Genomic DNA, 13,627 nt, shown 5'->3' on the forward strand with positions numbered 1-13,627 from the left:
GATCCTGCTGTTCGCGAGCCACGACGAGGAGCCGTACCTCGTTCGCGGGGTCGACTACGCCGCGTTCGAGCGCGTCTCCGGCGCTCGGATCGCCGACGGAAGCCCGCCGGCGGGCGACGAGGAGGCCGTCGTGGGGGTCGAGCTGGCCGACGCCCTCGAGGTCGAACCCGGCGACGAGCTCGCGGTCGGCGGAAGCACCGAGCCCGCGGTCGGGGTAGTGACCGTCGTCGGCACCGTCGAAACCGGCGGGTTCGCGGACCACCAGCTGCTGGTCTCGCTGCCGGCGGCCCGGCACCTCTCGGGGCTCGAGGCGGACGAGGTGAACCAGATCCGAACGTCCGCGACCGGGGCGTCCGACGCCTCGGAGGCGGCCGACGCGGAGACGACGACGGTCGTCGACCTCGAGGCGCCGACCCACGCCCGCCCCGGCGAGACGGTGGCCGTCGAGGCGACCGTCTGGAACCCCGCGACCGATCCCGTCGAGCGGGAGTTCGAGGCACGACTCGGAGGGGACGAACGGCGTCTGAGCGTCGACCTCGAGGGCCACGAGCGCCAAACCGTGACGTTCGAGCTGTCGGCGCCGCGGGCCGGCAAGTACGAACTGTCGGTCGGCGACGACGAGACCGCGATCACCGTCGCCGACGCGCCGCCCCTCGAGTCCCTCTCGCTGCCGGAGTCGGGCCCGACGGGCGCCTCGCTGTCGGTTCCCGTCCGCGAGACGACCGGGCACCCCGTCCCGAACGCGACCGTCGAGATCGGGAATCGAACGGCCGAGACCGGGACCGACGGCGTCGCCCGGATCGAGCTCCCCGACTCTCCGGGAACGTACGACGCGACGGTCCGCGCGGGCGAGCGCGAGCGAAACGGGACGGTACGGGTGGCCCACGACGCCGACCCGGAGCCGGCGACGTCGCTGTCGATCAGTCCGTCGTCGCCCTCGATCCACGCCCAGCCGACCGCGACGGTCGACCTCGCGAACCCCTGGGACCGCCCGCTCGAGACCTCGATCGAACTCGAGGGGGCCGGAACGACCGACCGAACGACGGTCGCCCTCGAGCCCGGCGAGACGACGACGCGGACGGCCACCCTTTCCCGCCAGCTCCCCGGCGAGCACGCCGTCGCCGTCGCGGCCGGGGACCGAACGCTGGCGACGGCCGAGTACGAGGTCGTCGGCGACGACCGCGTGGTGAGCGCCCTCGCCGCCAGCGGCCACCACCGATCCGACGGGGGCGTCGAGTCGGCGATCGAGTACGCGATGGGGAACCTCCAGGTCCTGCTGGGCGCGCTGACGGGGCTCGCGGCGGTGACCGTCGTCGGGGCGACCAGCGCCGTCCTCGCGCGGACGATCCGCGCCCGTCGCCGGACGCTCGCGATCTACCGTGCAACCGGCGCCTCGCCGGGACGCGTGCTCGCGGTCGTCCTCGGGGACGCGGCGCGGATCGGGGTCGTCGCATCCGCCGCCGCGGTCGGGATCGGGATCGGCGCCCTCGAGGGACTCGCCGCAGCGGGTCGGCTGACGGCCTTTGGGATCTCGCTCGACCCGTGGCCGACGGCGACGGTTGCGCTCGGCGTCTTCACCGGCGGTCTCGTCCTGACCCTGCTCGCGGCACTCGTCGCGACCGCGCCGCTGCTGTGGCGCTCGCCGGCCTCGCTGCTGTCCGGGTCCTCGGCAGGGCCGACGACGACCGACCGTCACGACCACCCCGGAGCAGAACGGGGTTCGTCGCCGGCGATCGACTCGAGTGACTGACGGCTCGTCGGGTGGGTTCGGGCTCGTCCCTGAACCGTCCGGTCCCGTCGTTGGCGTTAGTAATAGCTGAAGGGACAATATTCAGTACCTGAGTTGCCGAGAAAGGATTAACACTGTCTCGTCGAATCAAATTGTATGGCACGTGAGACCACATCACGACGTCGGGTGCTACAGCTCCTGGGAACTGCGGGTGCGAGCCTCTCGTTGGTCGGGCTGGCGTCTGCGAGCGACGGGCGGTCGCGGTACGTCGTTCGGACCGGCGACCCCGCCGCGATCGAACGCGAGGGATTCGAGGTGCTGGCGGAGTTGGCCGACGGGACGGTCGCGCTGGTCGCGGGTCCCGAGGACGCGACCGACGAACTCGCGGCAGTCGCCGGCGTCTCGACGGCAGTCCCCGACTTCGAGGTCGAACTCGAGGGTCCGGCGCCGGTCAAGGTCGACGTCGAACCGAGCGCGGTCGACGTGGACGCTGACGACGTCTACGACGAGTTGCTGTGGGACAAGCAGCTACAGCAGGTCCGGGAGGCCCACGAGTACGCCACCGGAGCGGGTCGGACCGTCGCCATCCTCGACACCGGCGTCGACGACGACCATCCCGATCTGGACGTCGACGAGGATCACAGCGTCGTGATCACCGACGGACAGCCGGTTCCGGAGATCGGCGACTCGGGCTTCCACGGAACCCACGTCGCGGGAACCGTTGCAGGGACCGGCGACGTCGCGATGGTCGGAACCGCACCGGATGCGACGGTCGTCTCGGTGCGGATCCTCGGCCCCGGAACGGGTGCGTGGGGAGACATCCTCGCGGGCATGGAGTACGCCGCGGAAATCGGCGCCGACGCGGCGAACATGAGCATTGGGACGGCACCCATTCCGCCACAGGGACACGCCGACGGCTACAACCGACTCATGCAGTCCGTTGCGAACACCGTCACGCGGGACGGGACGTTGCTCGTCGGCAGCGCCGGCAACAGCGACGCGAACCTCCAGCAGGGTGGGTACTTCACGCTCCCGAACAGCCTGTCGGGCGTGTTCTCGATCGGCGCGACGACGCCGACCGATCTGAAGACGCTGTACTCGAACTACGGTACCAACGAGATCGGCGTCGGTGCCCCGGGAGGCGGGTACGAGAACGAGGAGCGGACTTTCGAATCCGACGACGTTGAGTTCCCGTGGCCGCTGAACGCGGTGTTCTCGACGGTTCCGGAGACGGGACTTCTCCCCGATCCGTACGTAGATACGACGATCGACGGCGAGGCCTACGCCTGGCTCATGGGAACCTCGATGGCGGCTCCGCAGGTATCCGGGCTGGCTGCACTGGTCCGCGACGCGGATCCGTCGACGAACGCCCGTGAGGTCGAGAGTGCGATCGCTCACGGCGCCGAAGGAACGGACGGCCGCGGCGATCCCGAACTGGGCTCGGGACGGGTAAACGCCCTGCGAACCCTCGAATCGCTGTAATCAGCCGAGAGGTACAGCTATTTGAGCGAGGGGGCCCAACCGACGTCCGTGACCGCGGACGAGCCCGTGCTGGCCGCGATCGACGTTTCGGTGCGTCGCGGAGGCCAGCCGATCCTCGAGGAGCTGTCCCTGTCGATCCCGTCCGGCTCGCGGACGCTCGTTCGGGGGCCAAGCGGTGCCGGGAAGTCGACGCTGTTTTCGGTGCTCGGACTGCTCGAGCCGCCCGACAGTGGCCAAGTGTTCGTCAACGGGACGGACGCGAGCGGGCTCTCGGAGCGCCGCCGGGCGCGGCTGCGCCGGGACGCGATCGGGTTCGTCTTCCAGGACTTCCAGCTGGTGCCGGACCTGACCGTCCGCGAGAACGCCGTGTTGCCCCAGCACCACGGCGGCGAGCGCGACGAGGCATGGGTTGACGAACTGCTCGAGACGCTGGCGGTCGCCGACCTGGCCGACCGGTATCCGGCGACGCTCAGCGGCGGCGAGAAACAGCGGGTCGCCATCGCCCGCGCGCTCGCGAACCGACCGGACGTCGTGCTGGCCGACGAGCCGACCGGCCAGCTCGATCCCGAGACGACCGAGCGCGTGGCGGGGCTGCTCGTCGACGTCCAGGAGTCGGCGGGCACCGCGCTCGTGACGATCAGCCACGACCCGTCGCTCGAGGGGCTGTTCGATCGAACCGTGACGCTTCGCGACGGGCGACTGCTCGAGGAGTAGGCAAACGGGCTCGAGACGCCGATGTCCCTCCTTCGGAGGCGGACCCGGCAGCCGTACCTCCAAACTGTGTTGGAGTGGGAAATTTATCCCTTCCCTTCGTGCGGTAGGACGCGGACTATCCAGGTGCTCTCTGGAACTGCCGCACACGACTGGCCGCCAACGGCGGTCGCTCGTGGACATCACCCCTTTACCGATCCTCTCCCCTCCTGCCGTTCGATATCGACAGCCGTGGTGTTCGTGGACACAGTTCAGCCAATATTTATATCACAGGCCGTTGCCGTCCTCTGTGATGTCCACGAGCGAACAGAAATACGCGGGCGAACAGAAGCTATCGATCCCGGACGACCTCGGATCGCCGCAGGCGAAACTCGTCTACCTGGCGCTGCTCGAAGCGGGGGAGGCGACGGCGAACGACCTCCAGCAGCTGCTGGGGCTGTCGAAACTGACGCTGCTGCCGATACTCTCGTCGCTGGTCGCGGAGGGGTACGCCCAGCGGAGGGAGGGGACGTATGTCAGCCGGTAAGCGAACGGCGGTTCCGACCGCGACGACGGATCTCGAGGAGGGGCTTCGGGTCGACTGTTACGTTCGCCCGACAGTCTCGACCGCCGCCAACGGCGCGATCGATCGGGTCGTCGAGCGCCTCGAGCGACTGGAAGACGACGGCACCGTCGACGACTACCGGATCGTCCGGTGGCCGCCCAACGGGGTCGCCGGCGACGGCCGCGAATCGGCGCGCGGCGAGATCGTCGCCGCGTTCGAGCGCTGGGCCGAGCGACGAGATCGCTCGCTCGAGCCGGCGTTCCGACGCCGGGAGCTCCCAGCGTCGCCGCTCTGTCCGGGCTCCGACCCCGGCGAGCGCGTTCGCGTTCCGATCGTCACCCTCGCGCTCTACGAGGGCGAGAACGGAGGGGAGTCCGACGAGACGGCGACGGTTCGCGGCGTCGTCCCGCACACGGATCGAACGGGTGATACGGATCGGACGTACACCGTCGAAGAGTGGCTCTCGGCGGCCGAAGGAACCGGGATCGCGGTCGACGACCCGACCGACGAGAGGGGCCGATCCGGGCAGGCGACGCTCCTGGAGGGACGACAATGACGGGACGCGAGTCGGACCGCGTCGCGGTGATCGGCGCCTCGATGACCCAGTTCGGCCAGCGCGAGGAGTGGATCCTCGACCTGCTCGCGGAGGCCGGCCTCGACTGTCTCGCGGATGCGGGCGTCGAGGCCGACGAGGTCGAGCACCTGTACGTCTCGAACATGACCAGCGGCGAGTTCGAGGGGATGACGGGCGTGATGAACGCGCTGGCCCACGACATCGGCGCGATCCCGGCCTACACCCAGCGCGTCGACCAGACGAGTTCCAGCGGCGGGGCGGGGATCTACGCGGCCTGGCAGTCGATCACCAGCGGAGCGAGCGAGATGACGCTGCTCGTCGGCGGCGAGAAGATGACCCACCGGACGACCGGCGAGGCAACCGATATCATCGCCTCGATCGCCCACCCCGTCGAGTACAAGGTGGGCGTGACGCTTCCCTCCTTTGCCGGGATGACCGCGCGTCACTACCTCGAGCGCTTCGACGCGCCTCGAGAGAGCCTGGCGAAGGTCGCGGCGAAGAACCACAAGAACGGCGTCGACAACCCCCACGCGCAGTTCCGGAAGGAGGTCGACGTCGAGACGATTCTCGAGTCGCCGATCGTCGCGGATCCGCTGCGGCTGTACGACTTCTGTCCGATCACCGACGGCTCCGCGGCGATGCTGTTCTGTCCGGAGTCCGTGGCCAAGGAGTACACCGACGAGTACGCGATCGTCGCGGGCGTCGACGGCGCGACCGACACCCACGTCGTCCACGAGCGCGAGGACCCGACCGTGATGGGCGGCGTCGTCGAGAGCGGGCAGGGCGCCTACGAGATGAGCGGCTACGGCCCCGAGGATATCGACGTCGCCGAGCTCCACGACATGTTCACCATCCTCGAGTTCCTGCAGATGGAAGGGTTAGGGTTCGCCGAACAGGGCGAAGCCTGGGAGTTAGTCGAGGACGGCTACACCGAGCGAGACGGCGAGCTGCCGGTCAACACCTCCGGCGGACTCAAGTCGAAGGGCCACCCGCTGGGCGCCAGCGGCGTCGCCCAGGGCGTCGAGATCTACGAACAGCTCGTCGGCGAAGCCGGCGATCGGCAGGTCGACGCGGAAGTCGGACTCGCCTGTAACGTCGGCGGCTTCGGCAACTGCGTTATCACGACCATTATGGAGGCAGCACGATGACGATGGAAGCGACCCGATACGACGACGGTACGATCAGCTACCCCGGCCACCCGCGAAGCCGGAACGGCGCGGAACCGGTCGGAACGATCGATCTGAGCGAGTACACTGCCGAAGTGGTGACCTGGACGACCAGCACCGCGACGCCGCCGGGAGTTCGGGAACCGAACCACCTCGCGATCGTCGAGTTCGACCTCAGTAACGCGGTCGAGGACGGGGAGGATTCCGTTCGGGCGCTCGTCCAGCTCGCGGACGGCGACGCCGAAACCGGCGACGAGGTCGAACCGGTCTACACCGAGGAGCTCCGCGAGCCCGGCGCCGGCATCAGGGAACCCGACAGCCAGGACTGGGACGGCTACCGGTTCGAACCGGTGTAGGTTCCGTTTCGGTCCGCTCGCGGCCGGCTGCGCGAGCGATGGACAGGACTCGAGCGTCGAGACGAACGGTTACGTCCTCGAGGACCGCCCGCGACGGCAGAACGCCTTTTGCCGTTCGAACTGACGTCGCACTATGCGAGGCACGTATCGGTGTGGGTCCTGCAACGCCCACTTCAAGGCGACCCGTCGACAGTGCGGCGTCTGTGGCACGAGCGGGGTCGAGACGAGCCGCGATTCGTGTCGCGGCTGTGGGACGAGCTTCGAAGATTCCGCGTTCCAGCGGTGTCCGCGGTGTGGATCCGACGACGCCGAACCCGTCTGAGACGACTCATACGGATTGCTGTACCGATTTACCGGCGCAACCGCGACCCGTGCGGCGGTTGCGCCGGTACTGACGTACAGTAAACCGTATCAGGTGTCGGCGTCCGCGTCGGCCATTCCGGGCTCGTCGCCCTCGAGGTAGGCGTCGTTGCCGCCGGTCGCGACGAAACGAACCTGCACCGCGGTGTCGCCCGTCGTCTGCTCGTTGATCCGTTCGTCGAGCCTGTCGATCAGCTCCGTATCGTAGGTCCCCGGCGGACCGCCGACTTCGATGACGACGGCGTCGATCTGCTCGGTCGCATCGAGCGAGCTATCGACCGGGAGCCCCTCCTCACGGACCTGGACGTCGACCTCGAGCAGATAGGCGTCGTCGTACTCCGCTAACACCGCCTCGGACTCCTGGGTCGCCGTCTCTTCGAAATCCGCCATCTGATAGGAGGAGTACGTGACGCCGGTCAGGAACAGCGAGAGGACGAGGATGACGGCGAGGAAGACGGCGGCCTGTTTGAGGACGCGGCGCTGTGCGATCGAGATCCCGAACCCGCTGTCGGGTCGGTAGCCGATGTACCACAGCGTGGCGAGGCCGGCGAGGTTGACCCCGAGGAGGTTGACCAGCACGAGCACCGTCGAACCCAGCGCGGCGGCGGGCATCCCCCAGGCCAGGGCGATGCCGGCCGCAGCCATCGGGGGGACCAGCGCGGCGGCGATCATCACGCCGACGATGGCGACGGAGAAGCCGGTTGCGAGACTGAGAATACCCGCGATACCGGCTCCGAGAGCGACGGGCAACAGCAACAGCTCCGGGGCGATCCGTTCGGCGACCTCGTCGATCTCGGTGAGTTCGGCACCGGGTGGAACGAGAAACATCGACTGAAAGAGCCACGCGACGATCGCCGCGATGACGATCCCGCCGAGGACGCCCGAGAACTGGTAGCGGAGTCCTTTGAAGAACAGATCGCGGTCGTTGACGACGGTCCCGATGGACGCGCTCAGCGCGGGTCCGATCAGCGGCGCGATCACCATCGAACCGACGACGACCGCCGGCGAGTCGAGCAGGAGCCCCACCGTCGCGACGATCGCACTGATCAGCGTCATCGCGAAAAAGACGCTGTAGGTCGGCGTCAGCTCCTCCGCGCGAGTCAACAGCTCCTGTCTCGAGATCTCTTCGTCCTGGACGGACTCGGTGGCGTGTTCCTCCTGGAGTTCGTCGAAGTCCCTCGAGATAACGGTCTCCGCATCCGTAACGACGGTGTACGACTCGTTTTCGATGCCGACCTCCTGGAGGGAGTCGAGGATCGGCTCGACCGCGTTCGTCGGCAGCGGAAACGAGACGACGGAATCGTACTCTCGGGTACCGTGTTCCTCCGTGACGACGTACTCGACCCCCTCCTCCTCCAGGACATCGAGTACCGCCTCCCGTTTGCCCACCGGCACCGTAACCTGAATATGTCGCACTATCTCGTACTGGAGACAGACCACGAAAGTTCCTCGGTCGGAAAGTGCGTGTCGGTCTTGCGGGGTTCCCCACCGAATCGCGATCGCCGTTGCCAGAGGGTCACCGCTGCCGTGCCGAATCACCGCGGTGACTCCCCGTAGTCGTCTCGAGCGGGTTCCGAGGGATGCTCTCCGTCCGAACGGTCCCGTTCTGCCCGGTTCGACCCCCGTCGATCGTCCGCGGAACGTGTTGGATACCCTGGTTCGGCGGGCAGACAGTCCGGATCTCGTGAAAAGAGGATTTTATCGAAGACCGTGTCTCCCCAGTATGGATCGGCGCACCCTGATCGGGCTAACAGCGGGAGTCGGAATCACGACAGCTGCCGGTTGTCTCGGGACGCTTTCGGACGCGACCGGGTCCGGGACCGAAGGGACGGAGGAACCGTCGGCGGACCGCCCGGTCGTCGGAGACGGTGACGGTGAGGATGGGACCGACGTGATCGTCCGAAACGCCGGTCCCGAGGAGCGGACGGTCGCGATCGAACTCCGCCGCGACGGCGAGACGGTCCTCGAGCGGACGGAGACGCTCCCGGCGGCGGACGCTTTCGAGGCTACGCTGCTCGAGACCGGGACCTACGACCTGGTCGTCGAGACCGAGTCCGGGCGGAGCGAGACGTCGGTCACGCAACCGGCAGACTGCGCGGACGCCCGAACCGAGATCGCCGTCTCCGAGTACGGTCTCGAGACGACGACCGCGAGTTCGTGCTGAGCCGTCGCTCGTCGCCGGTCGAGTCGCGTGTGATGGCGAAAGAGGACGCCGAATACGTATTAAATCCTATAATTCTGGCGGGATATCGAGACTACGAATGATCAGATAGAAAGTAGCTAGAACGATCCCACGAGATAGATATTATATAAATGGACAACACTACTCACCGAGTTATCTACGAACCCGATCGTATTTGCACCGATAGCGTACTATACCGGTACTTTATAACGTGTATTCTCGAGTCAATTTCTGTACTTGTGGGAGAGATATTCTCATAGCACGCAATACCGCCAAGACTAAATCCAACAGATTGTGGTAAGAAATAGTATATATCTATCATACCCGTTCGGATGCGTAGTGGTTCGTATCGGACATGTTGGGAGGAGCGCTCGCGAGTCCGTCCCGATCGTAACGTCGTGCGGCTGTTCGTGTCTTACATACATACTTTTGTAACAGAGTTCTATATAGTACTATATATCCAAACGTACCGCTGCTTGCCGGAGATATCTGGAAGTAATATCGACCGTGTGACGTCTGCAGAACCGTATTAGGACGAACGTGCCCGCTCCCGGAGCTGTTACTTCGGCGAGCATATTCTAATTCAGTAATGTTCTACATATTAAATTATTAGGCTGATAGGCGCCGATCGCTCGAGCGGACGTTCGATTTCGCTCCCGTCCGAGTGAGAAGGCGGAACCGTCACCCCGGAGATAGGTCTCGAACGGACGCTATTGGCGGGAAAACTGTCGGTTCGAACGCCGGCGTTCGATCTGCCGACGGGCTCGACGGGGGCCGTGAACTCCGACGAGGCGGTTCGGTTTCCCCCGATAGCCCGGTCGCTGGCGACGACCGATACACCGGCGGATTCGTCTTTATCCCCGCGGAAATCGGGCGACGGAGCGATTTGCGGTCGCGAAGATTCCGACAGTGAAATATATAGTACTATATAGCAAGATATAGGTGCGCCGGTCGATCATACACCAGTTCGTGAACACGCGTTCGTATCCACACGGCGAATCATCTCGGAGCAGGCGAGCGACGGACGGGAAAGCCCCGTGATGAGCACCAACGCGCTCGAGGGGTCCGTGATCGACCTCGACGGAACCGTCTACCCCGGCTATCGACTCGAGACCGACGTAGAGATGGGACCGACGGCCGGGATGACGACGGCGCTGGTCCGCTCCGGTACCGATCGGGACGCGGTTTCGGCGTCCGCGATCGAGCCGGAGTCCGTCCTCGATTCGCTCGGCGAAGTCGGATCGATTCTGCAGCCATGATCGACGTCGACGTACTCGTCCACCTCGAGGAGGACGTCGCGAAGATCGTCATCGCGACGCTACTCGGGATGTTCCTCGGACTCGAGCGCGAGTGGTCCCAGAAGTCCGCGGGGATCCGTACGTTCGCGCTGATCAGCCTCCTGGCGGCCGTCTTCACGATCGTCGACCACGAGGGGCTGTTGCTCGTCGGCGGGCTCCTGATCATCGCCCACGCCGTGTTGCTGGCCGCCCAGAGCTTCATCGAGGACGACATCGACGGGCTCTCGCTGACGACGTCGGTGTCGATGCTCGTCGCCTACAGCATCGGCGCGCTCGTCGCCAACGGGTTCCTGATCGAGTCCGTGACGGTGGCGGTGCTCTCCTCGCTGTTGCTCGTCCTGAAACGCGAACTCCACGAGTTCGCGTGGGGGCTCTCCCGGGAGGAGATGCGAAGCGCCGTCGAGTTCGTCATCCTCGCGTTCGTCATCTACCCGCTGTTGCCCGACGAGACCGTCGATCCCTGGGGGGCCGTCCAGCCGCGGCTGATCTGGTCGCTCGTGATCGCGGTCAGCGCGATCGGGTTCGTCAACTACGTCCTCGTCAAGAAGTACCAGGGTCGCGGGATCGCCGTCACCGGCTTCTTCGGTGGGCTCGTCAACTCGACGGCGGTCGTCGCCGAAATGGGCAAGCGCGCGACCAACCAGTCGGGGCTGCTCGGGCTGGCCGTCGGCGCGATCCTGCTCGCCAACGCCGCGATGGCGGTTCGAAACGCCGTCATCGTGGTCGCCTTCGTTCCCGAGGCCGCCGTCGTCGTCGGTGCTCCGCTGGGCGCGATCGCGCTCGCGGGTGTCGGGATCGCGATCTGGCAGAGCGACTGGCGGACGGAGTTCGAGGCCGACCTCAATTCGCCGTTCAGCCTCCGGAACGCGCTCACCTTCGGCGCGCTGTTTCTCGGCGTCCTGTTGCTCTCGGTCGGCGCCGAGGAACTGTTCGGTACGACCGGGTTTATCGCGACGACGTTTCTGGCCGGACTGATCTCGAGCGGCACCGCGACGACGACGGCCGTCACGCTCGTCAGCACGGGCCAGATCACACAGAACGCCGCCGTTGCGGGCGTGATCGCCGGAACCGCGGCCAGCATCCTGGTCAAGACGTTCTTCGCCGCGAGCATCTCGCGGGAACTCGTTCGCCCGGTGCTGTTCTGGAACCTCGTCCTGATCGGCGTCGGGGTCGTCTTCGGTGCGCCGGTGTTACTGCTGTAGGCGTGAAAGGAATCCCGTTCGAGTCCGGTTCCGAATCATCGGCAGCGTTTTGCCGGCAGACCCGATACTCCAGCACGATCGATGCTCTTCGGACGCAACGAGGACGATCCGACGCCCGGACTCGAGTGGGACCGGGACGGACCCTGGCTCGACAACGCCGGGCGATCCGACCGGACGACGGTCGACCACGACGGCGAGACGTACGTCTGTCGCCACACGACGTCGGCCGACGGCGACCGGTCGATCGCGTACGGTACTCCGGGGAAAGACGAACAATCCCGGGGCTTTCTGTTCCGGGAGGGCGCTCTCAAGTGGACGATTCCCCTCGAGCACCCGACGCTCGGGCTCGTCGCCGACGACGGGACGGTCCTGATCCTCGAGGGTGGGGCCGCCGACCGGCTGGACGGCACGGTTCGCGTGTTCGATGCCGACGGCAAATCGCGGTTCGTCCGGGAGTTCGACGCGAACGTCTCCGACGTCGACCTCTCCGAAGACGGCCGGGTCGCGGTCGTTCGGACGAAGCCGCCGGACGAGACGACGTATCTGATCGACGTTACTGCTGGTACGGTCCGGCTGACGCACACGAGCGAGTGGGCTAGTCCCCGCCACGCCCGCCTCTACTCGAGCGACGAGGGATGGATCGTCTATCTGAGCCAGGCCCTCGAGAAGAAACCCCTCTACGCGATCGACCTCGACGGCGACCTCGTCTGGGAGGGGCGGTCCTACCGGCAGATGAAGCCGCTGAGCGCCCGGCTCAAGTCCCGATTGTCGTAGCGCCGGAGCCGTCGGCCCGGCCCGACCGATACCGTCCGCGAGCGAGGCCCTGACTGCCTTTTAAACCGGTAGCTATAAATATCAGGTTTATCAATACCATTTCGCAATGGCTCGAGAGAACGTACCGTGCTGTAGCATCTGCCGGCGTGATCTGCTGGCGGGGGCTGGGGTTGCAGCGACGGGTGCACTGGCGGGTTGTGTGAGCGAGGACGACGACGGCGGCGTTCCGGACGACGCCGACGAGGACTTCCCGGAGTGGGACCCCGAGAACCCCGAGTTCCCACAGCGGATGTCGACGCTGATGGACTACGACAACGGGACCGTCGAGGACATTCAGGGCTTCGAGGAGCGCGACGAACCGGTATACGGCGATCCGGTACAGGAGACGCCCGAGGACGAGGACGAACTGATCGATCCGGACACGCTGCTGTTCGCGATGACGCCGACGGAGGATCCGGCCGCCTACGAGGGGATGTTCGATCCCCTCATCGAGAACATCGAGGCGGAGACCGGCCGGGACGTCGAGAACAACCTGGTCGAGAACTACGCGGCCCAGGTCGAGGCGATGCGCAGCGAACAGCTCCACATCGCCGGGTTCTCGACGGGGCCGCTGCCGTTCGCCGTCAACCTCGCGGGTGCGGTTCCGTTCGCGATCCAGGTCTCCGAGGAGGACGCCGGCTACTTCCTCTGGGCGATCACCCACATGAGCAACACCGACATCAACTCCGTCGAGGACTTCGCGGGGCGGAACGGCGCACACGGCGACCCGTCCTCGAACTCCGGGAACCTGATGCCGCGCGCGATCTTCGACGATCAGTTCGGCGTCGAGCCCGGCGAGGACTACGAGGTCGAACACATCGGGAGCCACGAGAACCTCGTGCTGTCGGTCTACCACCGGGACCACGAGGTCGCCCCCGTCTGCAGTTACTGCGTGACCCGCGTTGCCGACCGCGGTGACATCGATCCGGACGACATCAAGGTCGTCTGGCAGAGCGACCCGATCGTCACCACCGGGTTCTCCTACCGGTACAACCTGCCGCCGGACGTCCAGGAGGGGATCGAGCGGGCGTTCCTCGAGTACGACTACTCCGATACGGAACTCGCCGAGGAGTTCGACGGGCGCGGCCAGTTCACCGAGATCGACTACGCGACCCACTGGCACGATATCCTGGTCACCCACGAGGCCAACGACGTGGATCTGACCGACCCGGGCGCGATCGACTAACAGCGCGGCGACCGACTCTCGAAA

The 13,627-nt window shown here is 66.3% G+C and carries 13 protein-coding genes; 12 read left to right on the forward strand and 1 reads right to left on the reverse strand.

What is annotated here, in order from left to right:
* From ACNA7R_RS02135 to ACNA7R_RS02165, 7 genes are all read left to right on the forward strand, one after another.
* Positions 1-1,750: ABC transporter permease (locus ACNA7R_RS02135; protein WP_416281889.1), on the forward strand; the 1,750-nt coding region annotated here is incomplete at its 5' end.
* 135 nt (positions 1,751-1,885) lie between these two features.
* Positions 1,886-3,211, forward strand: a complete 1,326-nt coding sequence (locus ACNA7R_RS02140) for a S8 family peptidase (RefSeq protein WP_416281891.1) — start codon at positions 1,886-1,888, stop codon at positions 3,209-3,211.
* Between the two features lie 48 nt (positions 3,212-3,259).
* Complete coding sequence (locus ACNA7R_RS02145; RefSeq protein ID WP_416281892.1) at positions 3,260-3,925, forward strand: ABC transporter ATP-binding protein; 666 nt, start codon at positions 3,260-3,262, stop codon at positions 3,923-3,925.
* A gap of 289 nt (positions 3,926-4,214) precedes the next feature.
* Positions 4,215-4,448, forward strand: a complete 234-nt coding sequence (locus ACNA7R_RS02150) for a helix-turn-helix domain-containing protein (RefSeq protein WP_416281893.1) — start codon at positions 4,215-4,217, stop codon at positions 4,446-4,448.
* Positions 4,435-5,022: an HTH domain-containing protein gene (locus ACNA7R_RS02155; RefSeq protein ID WP_416281894.1), complete on the forward strand. Its 588-nt coding sequence runs from the start codon at positions 4,435-4,437 to the stop codon at positions 5,020-5,022. Before ACNA7R_RS02150 ends, ACNA7R_RS02155 begins: the two co-directional genes overlap by 14 nt.
* Entirely contained in the window at positions 5,019-6,188 is a 1,170-nt protein-coding gene (locus tag ACNA7R_RS02160; RefSeq protein ID WP_416281895.1) for a thiolase family protein, read from the forward strand. Before ACNA7R_RS02155 ends, ACNA7R_RS02160 begins: the two co-directional genes overlap by 4 nt.
* Positions 6,185-6,562: a nucleic acid-binding protein gene (locus ACNA7R_RS02165; RefSeq protein WP_416281896.1), complete on the forward strand. Its 378-nt coding sequence runs from the start codon at positions 6,185-6,187 to the stop codon at positions 6,560-6,562. Before ACNA7R_RS02160 ends, ACNA7R_RS02165 begins: the two co-directional genes overlap by 4 nt.
* A 411-nt stretch (positions 6,563-6,973) precedes the next feature.
* On the opposite strand, the gene ACNA7R_RS02170 is transcribed toward ACNA7R_RS02165, so the two are convergent.
* The gene (locus ACNA7R_RS02170) at positions 6,974-8,338 is read right to left on the reverse strand and encodes a TIGR00341 family protein (RefSeq protein WP_416281897.1); all 1,365 of its coding nucleotides are present in this window, start codon (positions 8,336-8,338) and stop codon (positions 6,974-6,976) included.
* Positions 8,339-8,645: 307 nt separating this feature from the next.
* On the opposite strand from ACNA7R_RS02170, the gene ACNA7R_RS02175 reads away from it, so the two are divergent.
* The 5 genes from ACNA7R_RS02175 (at position 8,646) to phnD (ending at position 13,603) form a co-directional block, all read left to right on the forward strand.
* Positions 8,646-9,086: a hypothetical protein gene (locus ACNA7R_RS02175; RefSeq protein WP_416281898.1), complete on the forward strand. Its 441-nt coding sequence runs from the start codon at positions 8,646-8,648 to the stop codon at positions 9,084-9,086.
* Positions 9,087-10,144: 1,058 nt separating this feature from the next.
* Complete coding sequence (locus tag ACNA7R_RS02180; protein ID WP_416281900.1) at positions 10,145-10,363, forward strand: HAD hydrolase-like protein; 219 nt, start codon at positions 10,145-10,147, stop codon at positions 10,361-10,363.
* The gene (locus tag ACNA7R_RS02185) at positions 10,360-11,604 is read left to right on the forward strand and encodes an MgtC/SapB family protein (protein WP_416281901.1); all 1,245 of its coding nucleotides are present in this window, start codon (positions 10,360-10,362) and stop codon (positions 11,602-11,604) included. Before ACNA7R_RS02180 ends, ACNA7R_RS02185 begins: the two co-directional genes overlap by 4 nt.
* 81 nt (positions 11,605-11,685) lie before the next feature.
* On the forward strand, positions 11,686-12,378 hold the full coding sequence (locus ACNA7R_RS02190; protein ID WP_416281902.1) for a hypothetical protein: 693 nt from the start codon (positions 11,686-11,688) through the stop codon (positions 12,376-12,378).
* A gap of 199 nt (positions 12,379-12,577) precedes the next feature.
* Positions 12,578-13,603: a phosphate/phosphite/phosphonate ABC transporter substrate-binding protein gene (gene phnD, locus ACNA7R_RS02195; RefSeq protein WP_416281903.1), complete on the forward strand. Its 1,026-nt coding sequence runs from the start codon at positions 12,578-12,580 to the stop codon at positions 13,601-13,603.
* The last annotated feature ends 24 nt before the right edge of the window (positions 13,604-13,627 follow it).

It is taken from the genome of Natronococcus sp. (assembly GCF_047921035.1).
Classification (GTDB): Archaea; Halobacteriota; Halobacteria; order Halobacteriales; family Natrialbaceae; genus Natronococcus.